This is a genomic window from Butyrivibrio proteoclasticus P6B7, assembly GCF_000622085.1.
Lineage (GTDB): Bacteria > Bacillota > Clostridia > Lachnospirales > Lachnospiraceae > Butyrivibrio > Butyrivibrio proteoclasticus_A.
Window position 1 is genome coordinate 94,624 of the sequence record NZ_JHWL01000003.1, and the last position, 25,865, is coordinate 120,488.

General features: G+C 38.3%; 23 protein-coding genes. 7 read left to right on the top strand and 16 right to left on the bottom strand.

What is annotated here, in order from left to right; all coding sequences use genetic code 11:
- Positions 1–8: 8 nt before the first annotated feature.
- Both T541_RS0103655 and T541_RS0103660 read right to left on the bottom strand, forming a co-directional pair.
- A complete protein-coding gene (locus tag T541_RS0103655; RefSeq protein ID WP_026651399.1) occupies positions 9–737 on the bottom strand; it encodes a glycerophosphodiester phosphodiesterase in 729 nt (242 codons plus the stop codon).
- Positions 738–783: 46 nt separating this feature from the next.
- Positions 784–2,268 carry an MFS transporter gene (locus T541_RS0103660; protein WP_034465937.1) on the bottom strand — a complete coding sequence of 495 codons (1,485 nt, stop codon included), beginning with the start codon at positions 2,266–2,268 and terminating at the stop codon, positions 784–786.
- Between the two features lie 226 nt (positions 2,269–2,494).
- Between T541_RS0103660 and T541_RS20520 the strand changes: the two genes are divergently transcribed.
- Positions 2,495–3,592: a helix-turn-helix domain-containing protein gene (locus T541_RS20520; protein ID WP_051538077.1), complete on the top strand. Its 1,098-nt coding sequence runs from the start codon at positions 2,495–2,497 to the stop codon at positions 3,590–3,592.
- A gap of 65 nt (positions 3,593–3,657) precedes the next feature.
- Here the strand turns inward: T541_RS20520 and T541_RS0103675 are convergent, their stop codons facing one another.
- Genes T541_RS0103675 through T541_RS0103695 form a run of 5 tightly spaced genes read right to left on the bottom strand, consistent with a single transcriptional unit; the run spans position 3,658 to position 9,251 of the window.
- A complete protein-coding gene (locus tag T541_RS0103675; protein WP_026651402.1) occupies positions 3,658–4,731 on the bottom strand; it encodes an undecaprenyldiphospho-muramoylpentapeptide beta-N-acetylglucosaminyltransferase in 1,074 nt (357 codons plus the stop codon).
- A 33-nt stretch (positions 4,732–4,764) separates the two neighbouring features.
- Positions 4,765–5,010: a TIGR03905 family TSCPD domain-containing protein gene (locus T541_RS0103680; RefSeq protein ID WP_026651403.1), complete on the bottom strand. Its 246-nt coding sequence runs from the start codon at positions 5,008–5,010 to the stop codon at positions 4,765–4,767.
- Positions 5,011–5,059: 49 nt separating this feature from the next.
- A complete protein-coding gene (locus T541_RS0103685; protein WP_034465941.1) occupies positions 5,060–6,148 on the bottom strand; it encodes a hypothetical protein in 1,089 nt (362 codons plus the stop codon).
- Positions 6,149–6,175: 27 nt separating this feature from the next.
- A complete protein-coding gene (locus T541_RS0103690; protein ID WP_026651405.1) occupies positions 6,176–7,690 on the bottom strand; it encodes an MBOAT family O-acyltransferase in 1,515 nt (504 codons plus the stop codon).
- Between the two features lie 43 nt (positions 7,691–7,733).
- Complete coding sequence (locus T541_RS0103695) at positions 7,734–9,251, bottom strand: alpha-N-arabinofuranosidase (protein ID WP_026651406.1); 1,518 nt, start codon at positions 9,249–9,251, stop codon at positions 7,734–7,736.
- Positions 9,252–9,387: 136 nt separating this feature from the next.
- Between T541_RS0103695 and T541_RS18750 the strand changes: the two genes are divergently transcribed.
- Entirely contained in the window at positions 9,388–10,308 is a 921-nt protein-coding gene (locus T541_RS18750; RefSeq protein ID WP_051538078.1) for an alpha/beta hydrolase, read from the top strand.
- 1 nt (position 10,309) lies between these two features.
- On the opposite strand, the gene T541_RS0103705 is transcribed toward T541_RS18750, so the two are convergent.
- The 9 genes from T541_RS0103705 to dnaA form a co-directional block, all read right to left on the bottom strand.
- Positions 10,310–11,275 (bottom strand): AEC family transporter, encoded by a 966-nt coding sequence (locus tag T541_RS0103705; RefSeq protein WP_026651407.1) that lies wholly within the window; start codon positions 11,273–11,275, stop codon positions 10,310–10,312.
- 36 nt (positions 11,276–11,311) lie between these two features.
- Positions 11,312–12,073: an exodeoxyribonuclease III gene (locus tag T541_RS0103710; RefSeq protein WP_026651408.1), complete on the bottom strand. Its 762-nt coding sequence runs from the start codon at positions 12,071–12,073 to the stop codon at positions 11,312–11,314.
- Positions 12,074–12,145: 72 nt separating this feature from the next.
- Entirely contained in the window at positions 12,146–13,606 is a 1,461-nt protein-coding gene (locus tag T541_RS0103715) for a GGDEF domain-containing protein (RefSeq protein WP_026651409.1), read from the bottom strand.
- Positions 13,607–13,646: 40 nt separating this feature from the next.
- Entirely contained in the window at positions 13,647–16,169 is a 2,523-nt protein-coding gene (gene gyrA / locus T541_RS0103720; protein ID WP_026651410.1) for a DNA gyrase subunit A, read from the bottom strand.
- A gap of 97 nt (positions 16,170–16,266) precedes the next feature.
- Positions 16,267–18,204 (bottom strand): DNA topoisomerase (ATP-hydrolyzing) subunit B, encoded by a 1,938-nt coding sequence (gene gyrB, locus T541_RS0103725; RefSeq protein WP_026651411.1) that lies wholly within the window; start codon positions 18,202–18,204, stop codon positions 16,267–16,269.
- 29 nt (positions 18,205–18,233) lie between these two features.
- Positions 18,234–19,349, bottom strand: a complete 1,116-nt coding sequence (gene recF, locus T541_RS0103730; RefSeq protein ID WP_026651412.1) for a DNA replication/repair protein RecF — start codon at positions 19,347–19,349, stop codon at positions 18,234–18,236.
- Positions 19,346–19,561, bottom strand: coding sequence for an RNA-binding S4 domain-containing protein (locus T541_RS0103735; RefSeq protein WP_026651413.1), 216 nt, complete (start codon positions 19,559–19,561; stop codon positions 19,346–19,348). Before T541_RS0103735 ends, recF begins: the two co-directional genes overlap by 4 nt.
- 26 nt (positions 19,562–19,587) lie before the next feature.
- Positions 19,588–20,697: a DNA polymerase III subunit beta gene (gene dnaN, locus T541_RS0103740; protein WP_026651415.1), complete on the bottom strand. Its 1,110-nt coding sequence runs from the start codon at positions 20,695–20,697 to the stop codon at positions 19,588–19,590.
- A 315-nt stretch (positions 20,698–21,012) separates the two neighbouring features.
- On the bottom strand, positions 21,013–22,416 hold the full coding sequence (dnaA, locus tag T541_RS0103745; RefSeq protein WP_081779839.1) for a chromosomal replication initiator protein DnaA: 1,404 nt from the start codon (positions 22,414–22,416) through the stop codon (positions 21,013–21,015).
- 545 nt (positions 22,417–22,961) lie between these two features.
- Here dnaA and rpmH point away from each other — a divergent pair.
- From rpmH to jag, 5 genes are read left to right on the top strand one after another with little or no spacing between them, the layout of a single operon-like run.
- Positions 22,962–23,096, top strand: a complete 135-nt coding sequence (gene rpmH / locus T541_RS0103750; protein WP_013282343.1) for a 50S ribosomal protein L34 — start codon at positions 22,962–22,964, stop codon at positions 23,094–23,096.
- Positions 23,097–23,152: 56 nt separating this feature from the next.
- Positions 23,153–23,503, top strand: coding sequence for a ribonuclease P protein component (rnpA, locus tag T541_RS0103755; protein WP_026651417.1), 351 nt, complete (start codon positions 23,153–23,155; stop codon positions 23,501–23,503).
- Entirely contained in the window at positions 23,500–23,709 is a 210-nt protein-coding gene (yidD, locus tag T541_RS0103760; protein WP_026651418.1) for a membrane protein insertion efficiency factor YidD, read from the top strand. Before rnpA ends, yidD begins: the two co-directional genes overlap by 4 nt.
- 20 nt (positions 23,710–23,729) lie before the next feature.
- Positions 23,730–25,046: a YidC/Oxa1 family membrane protein insertase gene (locus T541_RS0103765; protein WP_026651419.1), complete on the top strand. Its 1,317-nt coding sequence runs from the start codon at positions 23,730–23,732 to the stop codon at positions 25,044–25,046.
- A 15-nt stretch (positions 25,047–25,061) separates the two neighbouring features.
- Positions 25,062–25,811, top strand: coding sequence for an RNA-binding cell elongation regulator Jag/EloR (gene jag, locus T541_RS0103770; RefSeq protein WP_026651420.1), 750 nt, complete (start codon positions 25,062–25,064; stop codon positions 25,809–25,811).
- Positions 25,812–25,865: the final 54 nt, after the last annotated feature.

Consider the following 25,865-nt stretch of genomic DNA (forward strand, 5'->3'; position numbering starts at 1 on the left):
ATTTCTTTTTATCGTGAATAAATCTCAATTGCCTTCTTAGGATAATTGGTTATAACTGCGTTTACACCCATATCTCTGCAGGTAAGCAGGTCCTTCTCAGAATTAACTGTCCATACGTTTACGTCAATGTCGAACATGTTGCAATCAGCCATATAATCTGGGTACTGAAGGTTATAAAATGCAGGATGCAGGGCATCAACCTGATTCTCTGCAGCATATCCTGGCATGTTCAGGGTTCCATCAGCATATAAGAATCCAACCTTAGCTTCAGGGGCTAGCTCTTTTATCTTAATGATGGAGTAGTGGTTAAAGGAAGAGAAGATAACTCTGTCCATCCAGCCCTTCTTCCTGGTTAGGTCCACAATAGCCTCCTCAAGGCCTGGGTAGAAGTATTCTCCTGTCTTAAGTTCGATGTTGATGGTAAGTCCTGTAGGCTCAAGAAGGTCAAAGACTTCTTCCATAGTAGGTATCTTTGTGCCTTCAAAGGCTCCGTTGCCATTACTAAAATCGAATTCCTTTAGCTCTTTTAACGTATAGTCTCTGATGAATCCAGCGCCATTACTGGTTCTGTCAATGCGTTCATCGTGGCAGACCACAATTACGTTATCTTTAGTAAGCTGAACATCAAGCTCTACGCCGTCTGCTCCCATGTCTGCAGCAAGCTTAAAGGCTGGAAGTGTGTTTTCTGGTGCATATCCGCTGGCTCCTCTGTGAGCCCAAATAAGTGGTGAATTCATTGCATATCCTTTCTGATATAGACTGATTTCTTTTTATAGTTCTATATTATTTATTCTTACTAAGTGTAGCATTTTTCTTATTCCACAGCTGGTCATAGGAAAGGCCAGTAACTTTCTCGCAGATTGCGATGTCTTCCTGTGTGGTCTTTGAGGTATCTTCGCCCTTTCTTCTGGCAATCTCTTTCTGGATTACAGCAAATTCTTTAGCAGTAATAGGGAAGATGATTCCCACAATAATAAGTCCTGTTATGAGAATGGCTGGAACAATGATATAAACAAGGGCAATGCCTCGCTGAGTGGCTGCTGACTGGCGAATCTCCTGATTAGCAAGAACTGAGTCATAACCAACAGCAGATAAAAGAAATCCTATCGCAGCTGCAGACAAACCTGATGAGATTTTTCTTGCAAAGGTTGCCATTCCGGATACTATTCCTGGTCTGTGAATAGAGGTGATAAGCTCGTCAACCTCAGCCATATCAGCCATTGCGGCAAAGATTGCTGAAAGAGTACCTGCATTACCAAATCCAATAAATGCAGTCATTACAAGGATTGGAATCAGGTTAGCACCTTCATAAGAGAAGAATAAAAGACCTAATGTACCAAGGAGTCTAATTGGTGCACCGATAAGTATGGTTGTTCTCTTAGAAGTACTACTCATAATTGGCGCAAATACCACCATACCTACGAGCTGTGACAGCAACAGCACTGCCATAAGATATGTGAAATAGCCGTTTTCATAGCCATTTAGAACTTCCTTAACATAGTAAACTGCCATTCCTGACACAAAGTCCATTCCACACTGTCCGAACAGATACAGTCCCAGGAACATTCTAAATGAGTGACTCTTAAATACACTAACAGCCTGTGGAAAGCTCTCTGACAAGCTGGATTTTACTGGTTCTTTTTGCTTTTCCCATGTTCCAAAGAAGGTAACCATTGAAGTAATGAGAAATAGTATTCCGAAAAGAACTGCGCACTGAAGGTAAGCACGCTTATCTGTCGGTGTCTTGATAATAAGTGTTGGCACCAGGCCGCATACCATTGATCCAAGTGTAGACCAGATCATACGAATGCTGGAAAACTTGGAACGCATAGCATAGCTGTCTATCATATCTGGCAACAGTCCATTGTAAGGTACCATCAGGATTGTGAATCCTGTAGAGAAGAGGCAATACATGAACAGGTAAAATACATAAAGCATTGCCATGGACTGTGATTTAATGCTAAGCCACATGGTGATAAAGGTTGCAGATGACACGATACCACCAATTAAGATATAAAATCTTTTTGATCCAAATTTGGATTTGGTACGGTCTGTAATGTTACCCATGATCGGATCAGAAATTGCATCCCAGATCTTACCTACAAGAGGAATAGTTCCAGCAAGTGCCGCTGGCATTCCGATTGCTGTAGTAAGAAAAACAATAAAGAAAGTGTTGATGATGACGAAGGCTCCTCCGCCATAGAATTCCGCCATGCCATAGAGTATTCTTGACCCCAAACCATAGCTGTGTTTTTGATTCTCTCCCATAATATAATCCCCCGAAAAAATAAGTTATACCTGTACATAGATTTTATCATGTTCTGTCCATTAAATCTTCACAGTTTTAGGGCTTTTTTTATAGGATCAAAACCTTTATAGTATAGCTAGACATAACGTGTCCGGTGCGTAAATACGGCATTTCTCGCTTTGTGTCGTGGTACTTTCCGGATACATTTTTTACACTTAAAGCATAGACAAACGAAGGAGGTCAATATTGGATCAACAAAAGACAGGTGAATTTCTAAAAAGCTTAAGACATGAAAAACAGTTGACCCAGGAACAGCTGGCCACAGAATTTAATGTAAGTACCAGATCTGTTTCAAGATGGGAGACCGGAAGAAACCTTCCTGATATTTCATTACTTGTAGAAATCGCGGATTTCTATGACGTGGATGTCAGGGAAATAATTGAAGGTGAGAGGAAAAGCGAGATGAATAATGAAGTGAGAGAGACAGCCACCAAGATGGCTGATTATGCCAATGCAGAAAAGAGCAGATTATTAACGAACATTCAGCAGACCAGTATGGTCGGAGTTATAGTTGCAGTTATTTCTATATTCTTTCAGCTGCTGTGTTTTAAAAATGACATGGACTACTTTTTTATTCTTATAACATCAGTAATTGTCCTTGGAGTTTTGATCATCATTACCTTGTATGTAAATGGTATTTTGGAGAAGCTGGTTAAGATAAAAGCCCTTGTAACAGGCGTTAAAGTGCTTACCATAGCTCTTATAGCTGTGGGAGCGTTCAATGCCATAGTTGTGATCGGGGCTGTCGGACTTCTTTTCTTTGATTCTTTTACTTCTAAGGTAGAAGTTTATGAGGATGTGGAAAACTACCGCAGTTACATGTCCTTTGATTCAGATAATGCTGATAGTATATGGCATAAATGCGGAATGGATGAGACTATCTGGCCTCAGGAAATCACAGACTCCATGAACGTGGCAGACTTTAAGATGATCTATTATAACCCCTGGGACCCTAATTATTTGGGATATCTTGTAGTAGATTATGATTCAGAAGCCTATGAGGCAGAGGTTAATAGGTTAAAAGAGTATGAATCCACAGAATATATTGGATATTATAGCGTAACAGGAGAAACAGACTACGAACTCCTTGCAATCTACGCAGACTCCTACAACGGCTTCGTATATGCCTTAACCGACGGAAATAGCCGTATTATCTACGCAGAGGAGATCTTCTGTAACTACTTTATGGACATAGATTACAAGAAATATATGCCGGAGGAATATCTTTTAGATGGATTCAATGCAAAAGATAATAATCCATACAAGAAAGAAATGACCAAGTAATAATAGAAAACTAAATGATTATATGCACAAAAAAAGGACAAATGTTGAATTTGTCCTTTTTATATTCACTGTATCTCTTCGCTAAGCAGCTTAACAATAGTATTAGTTGCGCTGTGAAGATTACTCTTACTCATGTTCTCAATGTACTTCTCACGGTTCTCATAAAGATCCTGAATTGTCTCAACAAGAATATCCTCATCAAGATCGTCATTATCAATTACCAGTGAAAATCCCTGCTGCTCAAAAGATCTTGCATTAAGCATCTGGTCTCCACGGCTTGACTTAGTTGAAAGAGGAATCAGAATATTTGGCTTCTTAAGAGCAAGAAGTTCGCAAATGGAGTTAGCCCCGGCTCTTGAAACCACGATATCAGCCATTGCAAAGATATCTTTAAGCTCGTTCTTAACATACTCAAACTGTTTGTAGCCTGGTACGGTGAGCTTTAAGTTATCCATTTTCTCTTTTCCACAGATATGAACAACATTAAAATCTGGAAGGAGTCTTGGAAGAGCATATCTAACTGTCTCGTTAACTGACTGTGCGCCAAGGCTTCCACCGATTACCATAAGAACCGGCTTATCATCTGTGAATCCGCAGAGCTTTCTTCCTGCATCTCTTGAGCCCATTCCAAGCTCTTCTCTGATAGGTGTTCCTGTAAGGATCGCCTTGTCAGCTGGAAGATGTGTCATAGTCTCTGGGAAATTACAACAGATCTTCTTAGCTCCAGACATGCTGAGCTTATTGGCAAGTCCAGGAGTCATGTCTGATTCATGCACAATATATGGAATCTTAAGAAAACCAGCTGCGCGAACAACTGGTACACTTACAAATCCGCCCTTGGAAAAAACAATATCTGGTTTAATCTTCTTAAGAAGCTTAACAGCCTCTCCAAATCCCTTAAGAACTCTGAAAGGATCTGAGAAGTTCTTAGGATCAAAATATCTTCTGAGCTTACCTGTGGCAATTCCAAAATAAGGAATGTTATAGTCCTCAATAAGCCTTTTCTCGATTCCGTTATAGGAACCAATATAATAGATTTCAAACCCTTCCTTCTGAAGCGCTGGAATCAATGCTATATTTGGAGTTACGTGGCCTGCACTTCCGCCACCTGTAAGTACTATTTTCTTTGATTCACTCAACTTTATTACCTTCTTTACTTCTCTTTAGCTCTTTTAAGCCTCTTGCATAGCCTGCTCGATAGCATATGAAAGCTGGTCAGGGCAAGATGTATTCTTAGCACCGCACTTTATTCCGCGAAGCTTAGCAATAGCATCCTCGCACTTCATTCCCTCAACGAGTCTTGAAACTCCCTGAAGGTTACCATTACATCCGTTAGTAAAGCTAACTGCCTTTATAATTCCGTTCTCAACTTCAATATCAATCTGTGTTGAGCATGTGCCCTTTGTCTTATATACCATAATATCACCTACCTAATTATTTTTCCTTGGCTATTATATCACAATGCCTTTATTCGTCATACACTATCTCATAGCTAAGACGGTCCGCCTCTTCATAGGGAACAATCAGTTCGTTGACAACTCTGTCAGAAAAGTCCTTGACCCCATATAGCATCTGCTCATAGTTATCCAGAGTCATTTCATTTTCTCCTGCAACTATTTTATCCAGCATTAGCTTATTGATCTCAGGTGAGAAATGAATTGAATCCATATAATAATTCAGATTAGTTGTTACCTCTTCTAAATCCTGGAAGCAGAATATCCTGACATTGTCATAGGTTAAAAGAGCTTTCGTCATCTGAATCTCATTGTAGATATATGCGTCTCTTTCGCCTGTCCTATATATTCCATCCCACCAAAGCATAGAATAGGCAGGGTAGAAGAAGATGAACTGTGTCTCTGGATGATCCTCAACTCTCTTGGTTAAAAGAGCTATGTTGGCATTAAGCTCATCCTGATAGTAGGTCTCTTCATACATTTCATGGACCTTGATTGGCCTAAAATATAATCCAAGGGCATCGTTCTCGCTAAAGTTCTTCCACTGGGCCCAGTTATAGGACTTTCCTTCCTGATAATCTCCCATATAGGAGTTAGCTACCTGATACGGAATCTTCTCAAAAAGAACGTCCTTATTAAACAGATACTGTACATCATTGAATGGGTTCTTATCATACAGATACATTGGGCATCCTGTGGATTCATAGGTTGTCTCAGCCGATGATGACAGGGATGACGGATCTATATTGTAAAAGACATACCTAATTTCCTGGTTGTCAAAGGCCTCATCCAGAAGATAACAAAGATCTGCTGTGGCTCCATAGGATCTGATGGCTTTGATTGACTTAACACCGTAAGCTTCGTCGTACCAGGTGTTGTCATTGTTCTCCATTACTGAAGATCCTACAAGTAGTGCGTCATAATCAAAGTGCCTTAATGTTCCAATGCACTGGTATTCCTTGTCATTGAGAACTGCCTTAAGGCCAAACCATGGCTTATGGTAGTGATAGAATGGGTCAAAGGCATAGACCACAGCTCCCACAGCCACCACCAAGACAAGAATCCATATTATCAGCTTTTTTAAAAATTTCGATGCTGTCATAATTTCAATCTTTCTAAATCTCTTTTTCTAGAACTGGAAATAGATGAATGTACTTACATTTGAAAGTGAGATAAATGAAAGTACAAATAAAATAGCCAGTCCAATAAGTCTCTTTTTGCTATAAACCGCTTCGTTAACAATCTCTTTAGTATTCTTCCTGGTCATAATAAAGGCACAGATAAGAAGAAAGATTATAAAGGTCGCCACTAATACGCCTGTTACCGCTCCGTTCATGCCAAGCTGTGAAAAGAGCTGTCTAAACACGTAGTTCTCAGCAATCTTAAGATTCTCTGATGTCTTAAACAAAAATCCCGGATATGTAAAGAAGAATAGTCTTCTAAACATGCCAAAGGCATAGGCCATATCCTGTGATCTAAAAAATACCAGTGACACTACAAACAGGAAGAATGTAACGGCGTTTCCAACGCTTCTGGGAACCATAAATAGGGGCTTATCTCTAAATAAAAATCTGCTTTTTCTTTCCTCGCTCTTAATTCCTACAATTCCAATATCATTAAAGACCACAAGAAGTCCCTGCATAAGTCCCCAGCAAATGTAGGTCCAACCTGCTCCATGCCACAATCCGCTTAGGATGAAGACAATAAGAACGTTGATGATCGTTCTGGCTTTCCCTTTTCTGCTGCCACCAAGTGGAATATACACGTACTTAATGAAGAACCTGGAGAGAGTCATGTGCCATCTTTGCCATAACTCTTTTGCGGTAGCTGCCTTGTATGGTGAATTGAAGTTGTCTGGAAGTTCAAATCCCAGCATCAGGCTGACGCCATTTGCCATGTCGCAATATCCGGAGAAGTCTAAATAGATCTGGAAGGCATAGGCCAACATCACCATTATTACGGTTATAGTATCCAGGTAAAATGTGTATTTAAAGCCATAATTAACTACTGATGACAAGGTGTCTGCAAGAAGAACTTTCTTGGAAAGACCTATGATAAAAGAGCTAACACCCTTAACGAAGACTTCGCTGTTAAACTGTCTTCTAGTTTTGTCCCTAAACTGATCTATCATTTCCTTGTGGAAAGCGATAGGACCCTGAATCAGCTTAGGGAAGAACACTGTATACATGGCATATTCGAGGAAATTATAGTGCTCAGCCTCTCCATTTGCCCTGTCTACGATAAATGATATCTGTCCAAAAGTAAAAAAGCTGATTCCTATGGGCATAAGGATTTCTTTTATCTGAATTCCAGATTTTGCAATTGCATTGATGTTATCTACGAAAAACCCAAGATACTTGAAATAGAAGAGTAGTCCTAAGTTAAATAAAACGCCAAACACTTTGATGAACTTTGTCGTATTATCTTTTGCCCTGGTAATGAGAAAGCTTAGAAAGTAGTTAACTGCTATGCTGACTAAAAGGATTATTACAAAGGATACTCCAAAAGAGTAATAGAAATACAGTGACATCAGCACTAGAAAGGCGTCTGCCACTGTATTTAAATTTGATCTGTTAAGTATGAACCAGCCCGCTAAAAGAGCTGGCAAAAACAGTAATATAAAGGTAAACGAATTAAATCCCATTAAGGTTCTCCATAAATCTATTTATGAAGAGTATACCACAATATTACTTTGAAAGTCTGATTACATTCCAGCTTCTTGCAGGAAGTGAGCTGTTAAGGATTCCCTTTGTAACCTTAGAGTTCTTGATCATGTCTACAGGCTTAACGTTATCAGGGTTCTTCTCTGTGTTAACAGCCTGAAGGTCCTTGTGTGTAAGAACGCTGTGCTCAACAACCTTGTAATCTGCGAACTGTCTAAGGTCGCATGTAAGCTCGAAATCATCCTCAAGGTTCTTATTAACTGCAAAGACTGTAACTGTCTCGTTCTCATCGTCGCATGTTACTACGCAGTCAACGTAAGGAGCGTCGCCGTGCTTACTCTCGTATGTAGGAGACTTAACTACTGTGTTAAGAACTTCTCCACGACCATATACGCTGGCCTGCATGTATGGATAGAAGATTGTCTGTCTCCAAGCGCCTGTATCTGATGTCATGATAGGTGCGATAACGTTAACAAGCTGAGCAAGGCATGCAATCTTAACTCTGTCTGCATGACGAAGCATTGTGATAAGCATTGAACCTACAAGGAGGGCATCCTCAAAGTTATAAACATCCTCAAGCTGATGAGGGTGCTCAACCCACTTATCAAGCTTCTTATCCTGCTCGTTTGAGTGATACCAAACGTTCCACTCATCAAATGAAAGGTTGATCTGCTTCTTAGATCTCTTGATAGCCTTAACATAATCACAGATGCTAACTACCTGGCTGATGAACTGATCCATAGCTACACTGTTTGCAAGGAAGTTAGGTGTATCATTCTCAGCATTTCCATAATACTGGTGAAGTGAGAGATAATCGATATTGTCATAAGCGTTCTCAAGAACTGTTCTCTCCCAATTGCCAAATGTAGGCATTGTGAGGTTTGAAGAACCACAAGCTACTGTCTCGATAGTTGGGTCAACGAGCTTCATGATCTGACCAGCTCTGTCAGCCTTACGACCATATTCTTCAGCTGTCATGTGGCCCATCTGCCATGGTCCATCCATTTCGTTGCCAAGGCACCATAACTTAACGTTATGTGGCTCCTTAACACCGTTCTTGATACGCATATCTGCGTACTTAGTGCCACCCTTACCATTACAGTACTCAACTACGTTCTTGGCATCCTCAATTCCTCTTGTACCAAGGTTAACAGCGTACATAGGCTGTGTTCCGCACTTCTTACACCAATCCATGAACTCATCAAGTCCAAACTGGTTAGTCTCTACAACTCCCCAAGCAAGTTCGATTCTACGAGGTCTGTCCTTCTTAGGACCAACGCTGTCTTCCCAGTTAAATGCAGATACGAAGTTACCACCTGGATAACGAACGATAGGAACGTTGATCTCCTGGATAAGCTTCATAACATCCTTACGATATCCATTCTTATCTGCGAATTTATTACCAGGCTGATAAATGCCTTCATAAACAGCTCTTCCAAGGTGTTCTATAAAAGAGCCGAATATACGCTCATCTACTCTACTGATGCTAAAGTCACGATCAATACAAACCTGAACTTTGTTTTCTACTTTTCCCTTTTTCATTTTACATACCTCTAAAATAATTTATAGTTACATAAATAATATATACTAATCTCTCCAAAAAGGAAACGAAAAATTTCAAATATTAAATAAAAAATGTTAGTATATATGTATTAAAAATATACATGGAGCAATAAATATGAGTAAAGGTAATAAATTAGTACGTCTTGGAATCTTTTCTGCCATAGTCGGCGGAGTATATGCATTTAGCAATTATATCTATAAGATTACTTCAGTCCCACACCAATATGGCGATGAGCGCGACTTTTCTCCAGTTATCACAGATGGAAGAAAATATATCAGAAATCATCCTGACAGACAGGATATGTACATCGATTCTCTCGATGAGCTTAAACTTCACGCAAGCTATATTCCAGCAGCTGACAGCCACAACTATGCAATCGTAATTCACGGCATCTGGGATGATCACGAGTCAGTTGGTTATTACGCTAAGCACTACATTGAGAAAGGCTACAATGTTCTTTTACCAGATCTTAGAGGCTTTGGTACCAGCGAAGGCCAGTACATTGGCTACGGCTTCGATGACAGGCTGGACATAATGTCATGGATCTACTGGATCATCAAGCGCGACCCAGAAGCTAAGATTCTTCTTCATGGAATGTCTATGGGAGCAGCTACAACTCTTTTAACAACTGGTGAGCACCTTCCAGAAAATGTAAAAGGAGCTATCTCAGACAGCTCCTACTCAACACTTAGGGAACAGTTCACTGCAACTTACAAGAGCTTCAAGGGATCTTTCGTTCCTACTCCTATAGCTCTTTTCATCTCAAGAATCATTATCTATCTTAAGTCAGGCTTTGATATCAATCAGGTTAACTGTCTTGAAGCTGTTTCAAGATCTGTTACTCCAACACTTTTTATGCACGGTGACAACGATACATTTATCGACCCTCACATGTGCTCAAGACTCTATGAAGCAGCCGCTTGTCCTAAGCAGTACTGCATCATTCTTGGCGCCGGACATATTGAAGGCGCTGTTTTAGATCCTACTAATTACTGGAACAAAGTTGACGCTTTCCTTAATAAGATTGAGTTCTAACCTAGATAAGTCCCAGGGTTTTAAAAAGATATAGCCAAAAAGTCAGAGAGAATGAGCACAGGAAGGTTGTCATCATGACAATACTGCTTGATAATGTTCCCTCGTGTCCCATACTTTTGGCCATAATGAAGCTGCTTACAGTTGTTGCTGAGCCGAGCATTACAAGGATTGCTACAATCTGCTCACCTGCAAATCCAAGGTAAACAGCCACCGGAATAAACAAAGCAACTAGACCAAAAAGTTTTATGAAGCTCGCCACGACGGCGGGCTTTATATCTTTTATGGCCTCTTTAAACTTAAAGGTGGCTCCCATGGACATAAGTCCCAGAGGAGTTGCCAAACAACCAACGTTATCCACAACTGTTCCCATTATCTTGGGCATTGGTATTCTTATAAGTGACCACACGAGGCCTAATAATATTCCCAAAATGATAGGATTGGTGACAATTCCTATTACAGTCTTTTTTACCAGTTTTTCTTTTGGTTCATCTTTTTCTGTCTCTATTCTTGGTACTGTTAATGTAAGAATGATTACTGCAAAGATGTTATACAAAGGAACGCTTCCAAGTATCATAAGCGGCGCCATTCCTGTACTTCCGTCTCCATAGATATTGTGAATAAATGCCATTCCAAGGAGAGCAGCACTACTTCTGTAAGCTCCCTGTACAAACTCGCCTCTTCTTGAAGTAGTCTTGACTAAAAGACGTCCCAGAAGTGATATCAGAGCAATACTGACCACTGTAGTTATGAAGCAGTACAGTATGAACTTAAGATTGAAATTCTGTCTGAAGTCCTGAGTCGCCAGATCCTCAAAGACCACCACTGGAAGGGCTACCTTGAACACAAACTTATTCATCCAGTTTGCAGCCCTTTCATCCATAAGGTTAATTCTGTTGAAAATATATCCAAGTGCCATCAGTAAAAACAGTGGGAGAGTGGCATTTAAACTAAATATCAGGTTTTCCATTTTGCTTTGCCTTCTTTGATTAAAATCTTGATTTTATTATTTAAGAATCAGTCCTACAGGGCAGTGATCTGATCCCAAAGCATCTGCATAGATCTTGGCATCCTCAACATTTGGCATAAAGCTCTCTGATACTACGAAGTAGTCAATACGCCAGCCTGCGTTCTTAGCTCTTGAATTAAATCTATATGACCACCAGGAATATGCTCCCTCAAGGTCAGGATAGAAGTGTCTAAAGGTATCAACAAGACCGCTTCCAACCACGTTGTCAAACTTAGCTCTTTCTTCATCGGTAAATCCAGCGTGTCCTCTGTTTGGCTTAGGATTCTTAAGGTCGATCTCTTTATGGGCTACGTTAAGATCTCCACAATATATTACTGGCTTTTTCTCTTCAAGCTTCTTGATGTATGAAAGAAAATCATCTTCCCACACCTGTCTATATTCAAGTCTTGATAAGTCTTCCTTAGCGTTTGGAACATAGACTGTTACAAGGAAGTAGTCTGCATATTCTGCAGTGATAACTCTTCCCTCATGGTCATGTTCCTCAATTCCAAGGCCATAGGTTACAGAAATAGGTTTTTCTTTTGTGAAAATAGCAGTTCCTGAATAGCCCTTCTTCTCAGCATAGTTCCAGTACATTTCATATCCTGGAAGATCCAGATCAATCTGTCCTTCCTGAAGCTTGGTCTCCTGAAGACAGATTACATCAGGATTTTCCTTTTTCATAAACTCTTCAAAGCATCCCTTTGATACGCATGCTCTAAGTCCGTTAACATTCCATGAAACCAGCTTTTTACTCATCTTTGCATCCTCTTTTTCTTTAGTATTTTATAAAACGCAGGATAACCAAGTATTAGATTATCCTGCGCATCCTTAATTCAGATTACTTTTTATCTTTTGCAGACTTTCGTCTGTTTCTCTGAGCATATCTCTGAGAGAAAGATTCTCATCATACCCAAATTCACATATTGAAAATCTAAGATGATTCATATATCTTGCAGATTCCGCCAAAAGTCTAGCGTTCTGAGTAGTCATTTCCTGTCTTAAGGTTTCGGCTTTATCTATTTCATCGGTGATATCAATTACAGCAAATTCATCTCCTCTGATTCTGCCATAAATACTATCTCCAAATACGCTTTCCAAAATCTCAGAAACTCTTTTGACAGCTCTGTCACCTTCCTCATGGCCAAACATCTCATTGATACCCTTTAAGGATTCCATGTGAATGTAGGCAACGATGGCACTTGTACCAGGAATGAAATTATCCTTAAGAAGGTCATAGGCCTTGGCAAAGAAGCCTCGCCTATTAAGTCCGCCTGTAAGATAATCCTGATCACCAATATGATCAAGAACAGAGTCATCTCTTGCCAGCTCTTCCTGAACCTCAATAAGTTCTTCTCTAGTATTCTTAAGTTCTCTTTCAAGATAAGAAATTCTTGAAGCTCCGGTAATAATACTGAGCAGATTCTCAAAATAATTATCTGTCATCATGTTAGAAGAGAACTCTGACACCATTATTCCCAGCTGATATTCTCCAACAAAAATGACACCGGCTATAAGTATATTTACTTTATTACTTGCAAACTTGGAAAAGATATCTTCGGTGCTGATAAGAGATTTTTCTTTTTCAAGAACTTCCTCTTCGCCGCCAATGATGGCACCCTTTAATCTGATCTGATCAGGCCTTTTCCAATTGTATTTAATAGTATTCTTAACCTTTTTATCATAGAGAAGTATGCCAAAGTTATTGATTCCATTTTCTTTAGCCTTGGCTGCGATTATCTGATAAGCCTTTTCATCAGCATATTTCCTTTTCAGGAATTTATAACCAAGATCTGAAAGGCTCTCAAGTGCTTCTACAGAAGACTTCTCCACAAAAGAAAAGTTCTTGATGGGCTCAGGATCTGGAAGCTTATTGTTATGTGCATAGTAAATTGCATCGCAAACTGCTTCGTATCCCTGCTGCTGAAGCTGGTCATGGTCGGACTCAACCTGATTAACAAAAGGATATCCTTCCTGTTCTGTCAAAGTTAAAACCGGAATTCCTTCAAACTTGTTTAAAAGAGCTTCCTTTTTCAGGATAGGCATCTTTTTGCCGATTCTGTCTATATCAATAATCAGTGCATCAAAATTTGATGTCTTTGCATAATCAAAAAGAGCTGTATATTGATACTCATAAGGATCCTCCGTATCACCAGCCTTATCTGAAAGCAGATACCTGCCTGGCAGAAGGACAAGGGTAATTCCCTTGTCTTTTGCTGCCATGCTGGCACCTACACAGATTTTTTTAACTTCTTTGTCTTCTAATTCTGAAATCAATAGTCCGATGTTCATGTATCCCCTCGCTTACATTTCCATCAACAGGTTCTGTCACTTATTCTTCGTCTGCTTCCTCTGGAACATCATCGATGTCGTCTAATTCCTTGTCTCCATCGGAAATCTTTTCTCTAACTTTGGCAATCTTGGCAACAGTTACACCCTTATCCAAATTGATCATCTTAACACCAGAGGTAACTCGTCCGTGGATAGTAATCTCATCCATTCGAAGCTGAATAATTGTTCCGGCACTTGTGATCATCATGATTTCATTATCGTCGTTAACGGCCTTTACACCAACAACGTTTCCTGTCTTCTCAGTGATCTTGTAGCACTTAACACCCTTACCACCTCTGAACTGGCTGTGGAATTCTTCAAGTGTTGTTCTCTTTCCAAAGCCTTTCTCAGAAACAATGAGAAGTGAATCTCCCTGAGTATTAAGCTGCATTCCAACTATCTCATCAGTGTCATCAAGCATCATACCTCTTACACCGATAGATGATCTTCCTGTAGATCTTACGTCGTCCTCATCGAAGTGGATACACATACCGTTCTTAGTAACGAGGAATACTTCTGCATCCTTCTTAACGGTCTTAACTTCAATAAGCTCGTCATCATCTCTAAGGTTGATTGCTGCAAGACCTGTCTTTCTTACGTTTGAGAAATCTGTGATAGGAGTCTTCTTTACAGTACCCTTTTTAGTTACCATAAACAGGCTCTTATCCTCGCCCTCAAAGTCCTTAACAGGAATCATAGCTGATATCTTCTCACCAGGAGCAAGCTGAAGAAGGTTAACAATAGCCATTCCTCTTGAAGTCCTTGAAGCCTCTGGAATCTGATATGCCTTTAATCTATAAACACGTCCTGTATTTGTAAAGAACATGATATAGTTATGGGTTGTGGTCATCAGAATATCTTCTACGTAATCATTATCGATGGTAGTAATACCCTTGATTCCCTTTCCACCACGGTTCTGTGACTTGAAGTTATCAATAGACATTCTCTTGATATAACCAAGGCTTGTCATTGCGATAACTGTATTAACATTAGGGATAAGATCCTCAATGTCGATATCAGAATCGTCGTGACCTATCTGTGACTTTCTGTCATCTCCGTATTTGTCAGAAATCTGAGTTATTTCAGTTCTGATTACTCCAAGAAGGAGCTTTTCATCTGCAAGAATAGCCTTCAACTCCTCAATCTTTTTAAGAAGTTCTGCGTGCTCCTGTTCAAGCTTGTCTCTTTCCAAACCTGTCAGAGTACGAAGTCTCATATCTACAATTGCCTGAGCCTGAAGATCAGAAAGACCAAAACGGCCCATCAACTGCTCTTTAGCAATTGCAACTGTCTCACTGCCTCTGATAATCTTGATAACCTCATCAATATTATCAAGGGCAATAAGCAGACCCTCTAAGATGTGATTTCTTTCTTCTGCCTTGTTAAGATCGTACTTGGTTCTTCTAGTAACAACCTCTTCCTGGTGCTTAATGTAGTATTTAAGCATCTCTGTGATGTTAAGAACCTTAGGCTCGTTATTAACAAGAGCAAGCATGATGATTCCGAAGGAATCCTGCATCTGAGTATGCTTATAGAGCTTATTAAGCATGATGTTAGGGTTAACATCGTTACGAAGCTCGATTACAACACGCATACCTTCTCTATCTGACTCATCTCTAAGAGCTGTGATTCCATCAAGCTTTTTAAGCTTAACGAGCTCAGCAATCTTAGCAATCATGTTGGCTTTATTTACCAGGTAAGGAAGCTCTGTTACAACGATTCTGTTCTTACCATTCTGCATTGGCTCGATATTTGTAACGGCTCTTACGATTACTTTTCCTCTACCTGTTCTGTAAGCTTCTTCAGCGCCCCTTGTTCCAAGGATAATACCACCTGTTGGGAAGTCAGGAGCTTTGATGATCTCGAGGATTTCTTCGATTTCTGTTTCTCTATCCTCTAAAACTCTGTTATCGATCATCTTAACTACAGCATTTACTACTTCTCTTAAGTTATGAGGAGGTATGTTGGTTGCCATACCTACGGCGATACCAGTTGTACCATTAACCAAAAGGTTAGGATAACGGCTAGGAAGTACTACTGGCTCTTTTTCTGTCTCATCAAAGTTAGGAGTGAAGTCTACTGTGTCCTTGTTGATGTCAGCAATCATTTCCATGGAAATCTTGGTAAGTCTTGCCTCTGTATATCTCATGGCAGCTGCGCCATCGCCATCCACAGAACCGAAGTTACCATGTCCATCTACAAGACAGTATCTCATTGACCATGGCTGAGCCATATTTACCAATGATCCATAGATTGAGCTATCTCCGTGTGGGTGATATTTACCCATTGTATCACCGACGATACGGGCACACTTACGATGTGGCTTATCAGGACCATTATTAAGCTCGATCATGGAAAAGAGAATTCTTCTCTGAACAGGCTTAAGACCATCTCTGACATCTGGAAGAGCACGAGAAGCAATTACACTCATGGCGTAATCAATATAGTCGGACTCCATTGTCTTTTGAAGGTCAACTTCTTTTATTCTGTCAGTGGTAACTTTGTCGAAAACGTCATCTGACATTTCGTTGTTGTTATTGTTGTTATTTTCAGCCATTTTAAATATTTTCCCTTCGTTCTTGAATACCTACGAATTTTGGCATTTCTTGTTAAAAGAGCTATCAGATATCCAGGTTCTTAACGAACTTAGCATTCTTTTCAATGAACTCTCTTCTAGGCTCTACCTTATCGCCCATAAGAGTTGTGAATGTTACGTCGATATCTGACTCAGATTCTTCATCCATGTTGACTCTAAGAAGAACTCGTCTTTCTGGATCCATAGTTGTCTCCCAAAGCTGCTCAGGATCCATCTCACCAAGACCCTTATATCTCTGGATCTTATTATTCTGATCTCTTCCTACATCAGAGAGAATCTTATTAAGCTCTTCATCGCTATATGCATACCAAACCTTCTTGTTCTTCTCAAGCTTGTAAAGTGGTGGCTGAGCAAGATATACATGACCCTGTTTGATGAGCTCAGGCATAAATCTGTAAAGGAATGTGAGCATAAGTGTAGCGATGTGTGAACCATCAACATCGGCATCGGTCATGATGATAATCTTGTCATAGCGAAGCTTACTGATATCAAAGTCTTCGTGAATACCTGTACCAAATGCGGTAATCATAGCCTTGATCTCAGCATTTCCGTATATTCTATCAAGTCTTGCTTTTTCTACGTTAAGGATCTTACCTCTAAGAGGAAGGATAGCCTGAGTTGCACGGCTTCTGGCTGTCTTAGCAGAACCACCCGCAGAATCTCCCTCTACGATAAAGATTTCGCACTTTGAACGATCTGTATCTGAACAGTCAGCGAGCTTTCCAGGAAGTCCAAATCCATCAAGAGCTGATTTACGTCTTGTAAGATCTCTTGCCTTTCTAGCTGCATCTCTTGCTCTCTGAGCTAAAACTGCCTTCTCAACTATCTGCTTGGCAACGCTTGGATTCTGCTCAAGGTAGTATGTAAGCTGTTCTCCAACGATTGAAGCAACAGCGCCTCTTGCCTCTGAATTACCAAGCTTCTGCTTAGTCTGGCCCTCAAACTGAGGATCCTCAATCTTAACACTGATGATAGCTGTAAGACCTTCTCTTATATCTTCACCTACAAGAGCAGCCTCATTTTCTTTTATCATCTTGTTAGTCTTGGCATAGTCGTTGAATGTCTTGGTAAGAGCTGCCTTGAATCCTTCAAGATGTGTACCACCCTCTGGTGTGTTGATGTTATTAACAAAGGTGTAGATACTCTCAGTGTAAGAATCGTTGTGCTGAAGAGATACTTCAACCTGAACGTTGTTCTTATTACCCTCGAAGTACATAATATCTTCATAAAGAGCTGTCTTACTCTTGTTGAGATATTCTACAAACTCCTTAATTCCGCCTTCGTAGTGAAATGTCTGCTTCTTGGTCTCGCCATTTTCATCTGGTCTGAGATCATAAAGAGTAATTCTAAGTCCCTTTGTAAGGAACGCCATTTCTCTAAGTCTCTGCTTTAAGACGTTGTAATCAAAGATGGTTGTCTCTCTGAAAATCTCTGCATCAGGCTTGAAATATACTCTGGTTCCTGACTCATTTTCTGGAGCAGTTCCAACTTCTTTAAGGGCATAACATACCTTGCCTCTTTCATATCTCTGCTGGTAAATCTTGCCATCTCTTGTAACCTGAACCTCAAGCCATTCGGAGAGGGCATTAACAACAGAAGCTCCTACGCCGTGAAGACCACCAGAAACCTTATATCCTCCACCGCCGAACTTTCCACCAGCATGAAGAATTGTAAATACTACTTCTACACCGGTAAGACCGGATTTATGGTTAACATCTACAGGAATTCCTCTACCATTATCTTTGACAATAATAGTATTGTCCTCATTGATCGTAACCTCTATATGATCACAAAAACCAGCAAGCGCCTCATCTACTGAGTTGTCAACTATCTCATAAACAAGATGATGAAGTCCTCTGCTCGCTGTAGTTCCGATATACATACCTGGTCTTTTTCTAACCGCTTCAAGTCCTTCAAGAATTTGAATTTGGTCGGCACCATATTGTACTTCTTCGTTACCCATTTTTTCTCCATTTCTAGTGATTTATTCTATTAGTTATCACTGACAACTGTTCCTTCAGTGACTCTAAATAACTTGTCTATTTCAAATCTGTTATTTACAAACTCATCAAGTCCTGTACAAGTTATTATTGTCTGTATATCACCAATTGTATTTAAAAGATAATTCTGTCTGTTGCTATCTAGTTCTGATAAAACATCATCTAGTAATAAAACAGGATTTTCTTTTTTCTCTCTTTTGACAATCTCTATTTCTGACAATTTCAGAGATAATGACGCAGTCCTTTGCTGTCCCTGAGAACCAAATTTCCTTATATCGATTTCTTCTTTTAAGGTTCCATCATCATTTTTCTTTTGGATGATAAAAGAAAAATCATCTTTATGAGGTCCAACAGTGGTCTGCTTCAGGTAAGTATCTTTTCTTCTGGCTTCTCTTAACTTACTTTCCAGCTCACCTACAGCCACATTAGGTTCATAATAAACTGACAGGATTTCCTTTCCTCCTGTCAATTTCTCGTGGATAGGTCTAATTATTTCATTCAGGTCTTTGATGAATTTTTCTCTTGTTTTGATTATGATGGATCCATATTCGCAGAGCTGCTTATCCTGAACATCAAGAAGTACGCTGTTTTCAGGATGTTCAAATAGATCCTTAAGAACCTTATTTCTTTCGACTACTAACTTGTTATATTTAGACAGACTATTCAGATATATCTGATCCAGCTGGCATAGCTCCATATCCATGAATCTACGCCTTTCTGAAGGACCATTCTTAATAATACTAAGATCTTCAGGTGAAAAGAAAACCACATTCAACCTTCCAATCAGATCAGAAGCTCTTTTTATCTTTTGTCCATCTAAAGCTATTCCCTTGGATTTGTTCTTCCTAAGGTGCATGTCTACTCGATATTCAGCATTATCCTTTTCCAGGATAGTTCTTACATGAGCTTCATCTTTGCCAAATCTAATAATCTCTTTATCTTTACTTCCCTTATGGGACTTGGTTGTTGCGGAAACAAAAATTGCCTCAAGAATATTGGTCTTTCCCTGAGCATTGTCGCCATACAGTATGTTGGTTCCGCTGCTGAAATCAATTTTTAGTTGTTCATAATTCCTGAAATCAGCCAATTCCAATGATTTAATTATCATTTTTCAATTTTTACCTGTATGCCGTCAAATTCAAGGATGTCTCCATCATAGAGCTTGCGACCACGTCTTTCTTCAATTTCTCCATTAACCTTTACAAGGCCGTTCTGTATATCCATCTTGGCATCAACACCTGAGCCCTCAAGTCCTGCTTTCTTAAGTGCCTGTCCAAGCTTGATAAATTCGTCCTGTTCTCTGAGCTTAACTATTTCCATTACATCAAATCCTATATTTCAAATTTTTAGTCAACTGTTGTGAAGTTAACTGGAAGTACAAGGTAAACGTATGTTGATTCCTTATCTCTGATAAAGCATGGAGCCTTAGGATTAACAAGATAAATATCAACAACCTCATCCTCAATTACTCTAAGTGCATCAATGAGGAACTTTGGATTAAAGCCGATAAGAAGATCCTTACCCTGCTTCTCAATATCAATTTCTTCATCCATGCTACCAATTGCAGAATTGATCTTAAGTTCCATCTTTCCATCAACGATAGAAATAATAACTGGTTTTTTATCGCCTTCCTTAACGAGAAGAGTAGCACGATCAATACACTCAAGAAGCTCTTTTCTGTTGATAGTCATCTTGGTCTCGTAATCGCTTGAAAGCATCTGATCAATACTGAAGTATTCACCTTCAATAAGTCTTGATACTACAGTTGTCTTATCAAACTCAAATAAAACATGCTTGTCAGTAAAGAAAATGTTTACCATTTTCTCTGTGCTGTCACCGAGAATCTTACTTATTTCTCCAAGTGCTTTTCCAGGAACAACCACCTTCTTATAGGCATAGTTATTGCCTAATTTAACTTTTCTGATAGAAATTCTATGTCCATCAAGGGAAACAAGTTTAAGATTATCGCCATCAACCTCAAACAATTCACCAGCCATCATCTTGTTGGTATCATTCTCTGAAATTGAAAAGATTGTCTGTTGAATAACATTTCTAAGAGTGAACTGTGAAACTGTAACGCCATCGATTCTCTCAATAGATGGAAGATGAGTAAAATCATCACCCTTTCTTCCAATGATGTTGAACTTAGCCTTTTCACAGCTGATTGTAACTTTATTAGAACTATCTGACTCGATTGTTACTTCGTTATCTGGAAGCTTTCTAACAATATCAAAAAAGATCTTGGCATCTATTGCAATAAAACCTCTGTCAACAATGTTTCCTTCTACAATAGTTTGTATGCCAAGCTCCATATCATTGGCCATGAATTTAATCATGCCTTCTGTTGTATCTACTAAGATACATTCAAGTATGGACATAGTAGTTTTAGAAGGAACTGCCTTTGATACAATCTGTAATCCATTTACAAGATTAGATTTAGAGCAAACAAATTTCATTTATCTAATTACTCCCTTCGCCAGCAAAACTATAAAATAATTATAAATTAATAATAAAAGAATTAATAATAGGTGTTGATATGTGTAAAACCTATTCTATTATACAATTTATGAGGCTTTTTTACAAATTTTTGATTGTTGAAAATGAAAAATAAGGTGTTGAAAATTAAAAACTTATAAACACGCCAAATTTTATCAAATGAGGTCAAAAAAATTTATCCACCCCTTATAAACAATTAATCCCCAGACAAATAACAAAGTTATCAAGATAGTTTTCCACATTTTGTGGAAAACTATGTGAAAATAGAACCCTTATTATAATGAAGGATTTAGTTTTTTCATTATGATATCAATGTTTTTATTGAGTTCATCGTCAAAGGTCATTTTCTGTTTGATTTTGTTGATACCACTCATTACTGTTGTGTGATCTTTTTTACCAAGAATCTTACCAATTTCTTCCAGGGAAGCATCTGTATGTTCTCTGCAAAGATACATAATAACCTGTCTTGGAAGAACAATCTCAGAATTTCTCTTCTTGGATAAAACATCTTCCTTCTTAGTTCCATACTGTTCGCATACTGTATCAATAATAAGCTGCGGTGTAATAACCTTAGACTTATCTGGATAAATGATATCTTTTAACGCTTCCATAGCATTTTCAAGAGTAATATCCACATTATTTAGTCTTGAATAAGCAATTATCTTATTGTATGCACCTTCAAGCTCTCTGATGTTTGACTTAATATTGGTAGCAATGTAATTGATAACTTCATCATCAATTGATTTGCCATATGCTTCAGTGTTTTTACGAAGAATGGCCATTCTTGTTTCATAGTCAGGAGACTGGATATCTGCGATAAGACCCATTTCAAATCTGGATCTAAATCTCTCTTCAAGTGTTTCCATTTCCTTTGGTGGTTTATCAGATGAAAGAATAATCTGCTTACCAGCCTGATGAAGCTCATTAAAGGTGTGGAAGAATTCTTCCTGAGTTGATTCTTTTCCTATAATAAACTGAACGTCATCGACCATAAGAACATCAACTGTTCTATATTTTTCACGAAGCTTAGACATACTTTCTGTCTTACCACTTCTGATTGATTCAATAACTTCATTAGTGAACTGCTCAGATGTTACATATAAAACCTTAGCTTTATGATTGTGTTCCATAATGAAATGGCCAATGGAATGCATAAGGTGAGTCTTACCAAGTCCTGGTCCTCCATAGAGGAAGAGAGGATTATAGGAAATTCCTGGTGACTCAGCTACTGCAAGAGAAGCTGAATGAGCAAATTTGTTATTGCTTCCTACAACGAAAGTATCAAATCTATATTTAGGATTAAGATTTGAATGCTCATAATTTATATTAGAATAGGAAGAATTATTATCATCTGAATTTTCTTCTTTTTGAGTTTCTTCTTTATTAATAACATCCTTATTTAATATAAATGTTACATCTACCATTGATTCTAAAAATTCAGACACTGAAACTTTAAAGAAATCAAGATAATGATTTGTTATATAAGTAAGAGCAAATGAATTATCAGATGGAATAAGAATAGTAACAGTAGCTGTTCTATCGTTATACTCATAAACTGATAAAGGATCTATCCAGGTTCTGTAAGAAATGTCAGTAATTCCAGACTCATTCTTAATAGTATTCTTGATTGATTCCCAATTTTCTTTTAATCTTTTGGTGATTTCTGTAGATGATTCCATGAAAAACTCCCCAACAATGCATAATTTTAGACTTTAACTATTTTATATTAAAAGAACTTAAATATCAAACTTAGTGATTTTGTGGATAACTTTTTTTATTTTGGTCAAAAAAGGACTTCAAAAAATAGCCTGTGGATAACCACCTATTTATCCACTTTAAGGTATCTACAGTTATAAATGGCTTGATTACGGTATTTATTAATATTTTTCAACCATTAATTAACTATGTTATCCACAAAAATAGAAAAAATTGTGGATAGAAGTAGGAAAAAAATAATTTTCAACATGTTATCCACAAAATCTACATTTTGATGTGGATAACTTTTTTCAATACCATATATAGTTAATAATTTTTTCAATTTTTTTTTATAATTAAATAGCGATAATTTATGGTCTTTTATGGCTTGACTGACGTATTTTTATTTATTATAATTATAAAGATTTTTTCCACACAGGATGTAATCAATTGAAATTTATGAGATACATGTATCTCATTTGACAGACCTTGATCAGGTTAGTTTGTATAAGAAGGAGGTGTTTCCAATATGAAGATGACATTCCAGCCTCATAAGCTCCAGAGAGCCAGAGTTCACGGTTTCAGAGCAAGAATGGCTACTAAGGGCGGCAGAAAAGTACTTGCTGCTAGAAGAGCAAAGGGAAGAAAGAGATTATCAGCATGATTTAAAGGCCGCAATTAATGTGGCCTTTTTTCTTCTTAATTAAAAAGGATGTAAAAATGCTTTTTTCAGAATCAATGAAAAAGACAAGTGATTTCCAGAATGTTTATAAGAACGGAAAAAGCTATGCTAATAAGTATGTAGTTTTGTATGTGTGGGAAAATCAGAGTTCTTTTAACAAACTTGGAATATCATGTAGTAAAAAAATAGGGAACAGTGTCGTAAGGCACAGATTTGCGAGACTTGTTCGAGAAACGTACCGATTACATGAAAATGTGTTCAATAGTGGTTTGAACATAGTAATCGTTGCCAGAGCCTGTGCAAGAGATGCAAGTTATTTCGATATTGAAGATTCAATAATGCGCCTGGCAGGGAAGGCCCGCATAACGAAAAATGGCGGTGAAGTATGAAACAAATATTTATCTTCCTTATTAAATTATATAGGAAATATTTGTCACCAATGAAAAGAACAAAATGTCCATATATTCCAACTTGTTCAGAATATGGACTAGAAGCAATAGAAAAGTACGGAGCACTAAAAGGGGGACTTTTGGCGCTATGGAGGATTCTTAGATGTAATCCTTTTTCCAGTGGGGGATATGATCCGGTTCCGTGAACTTTTGGAGGAGGTATAGTTTGAGTGGAGTTGTTTTAACTCAGTATCAGAGTAAGTTTAAATTGTTTACCCTTATTGCAAAACTTCTTGGATACCTTATGGAAGGTATATTCAATGTTCTCAATGCTATTGGCATTCCTAACATTGGTCTTGCAATTATTATCTTTACTTTGGTTATTTATTTATGTTTGTTGCCTTTAACTTACAAGCAGCAGAAGTTTTCTAAACTTCAGTCTAAGATGAGTCCTGAACTTAAGGCTATTCAGGCTAAGTATAAGGGCAAAAAAGACCAGGATTCCATGCTTGCTCAGAATCAGGAAATCAAAGAGCTTTATGCTAAGTATGGAGTTTCACAGACAGGTAGTTGTATTCAGCTTTTGATACAGATGCCTATTCTTTTTTCACTTTATCGTGTTATTTATTCTATTCCAGCTTATGTTGGAACTGTTAAAAATGCCTTTTATCCTCTTGTTGAGCAATTAAGAGAGACAGCAGGCGCAACAGATTTTATCCAGAATTCAATTTCAAGTGCAAAGAGCTATTCAGGTCAGTTTAATAATGCTTTATTTACAGCTGGTGACCAGACCTATGTTGAGAACACTTTTATTGATGTATTAAATAAAGCTAATACTGCAGACTGGGATGCACTTACTTCTCAGTTCCCAGATCTTTCTACATTTATTGCATCAACACATGAGAAGCTCAATACATATAACTTTTTCCTTGGACTTAATATTGCTAACTCACCAAAGTACATGATCACAACTGCATTTGCAGACAAGAATTTCCTTCTCCTTATTGGAGGAATCGCTGTTCCTTTCCTTGCTGCATTTACTCAGTGGATCAATACTAAGCTTATGCCACAGCCTAATAATGGTGAAAAGCCAGATCCAGATGATCCAACAGCTCAGATGGCACAGTCAATGAAGACAATGAATATCATGATGCCTATCATGTCAGCTATCTTCTGCTTACAGCTTCCTGCAGGTATGGGTCTTTACTGGATTGCCGGTGCTGTTATCAGATCTATTCAGCAGATTCTTATCAATAAGCACATTGATAAGATTGATATTGATTCAGAGATTGCTAAGAACTCTGAGAAGTATCAGAAGAAGATGGAAAAGATGAAGTCTTCTAAGTCTCTTAATGTTTATGCTAACATGTCTACTAAGAACATTAGTAACATTGCTAAGTCATCAGAGTTATCAGAAGAAGAGATAGAAGAGAAGCTTCAGCATTCCAGAGACGTTTATCTTAACAATGAAATCCGTAAGGATTCTCTTTTAGCAAAAGCTAATATGGTCAGAGACTATAACGAATATAATGATAAGCAGTAATATTGGGAGGATGAAATGGAGTATAGAGAGTTTACAGCTAAGAATGTAGACGATGCTATTACAGAAGCATGCGAGACATTCTGCGTAACAAGTGATAGATTAGATTATGAGGTAGTTTCAAACGGATCTGCAGGTCTTCTTGGTCTTATGTCTAAGCCAGCAGTTATCAAGGCTAGAATTAAGGAAGATAAGCCTGAAGAGAAGGTTGAAGAGATTTCTTCTGTAAAGGAAGATAAGCCTGTTAAATCAGAAAAAGAAGTTAAGGAAGTAAAAGAAGAAATCGCTTCTTCCAAGTCAGAAATCAATTCTGATGAGATGATTGCAAAGGCAAAGGCTTTCCTTAAGGATGTCTTCGATGCAATGAAGATGGAAGTTGTTGTTGATGCTAAGTTCAATGATAAGGATAATGTACTTAATGTAGAACTTAGTGGTGCTGAAATGGGTGTACTTATTGGTAAGAGAGGTCAGACACTTGATTCTCTTCAGTATCTTATTTCTTTAGTAGTTAACCGCGATTCATCAGAGTATATTCATGTTAAGGTTGACACTGAGAATTATAGAGACAGAAGAAAAGCTACTCTTGAAAATCTTGCCAAGAATATTTCTTACAAGGTTAGAAAGACAAGACAGTCTGTTGCTTTAGAGCCAATGAATCCTTATGAAAGAAGAATTATTCATTCAGCTCTTCAGAACGACAGATTTGTAACTACTCACAGTGAGGGTGAGGAACCATTCAGAAGAGTAGTTGTAACTTTAAAGAAATAATTAACTGTACCCCTTAAGCGTGTCTTGAGGGGTAGTTTTTTATTCATTACTATT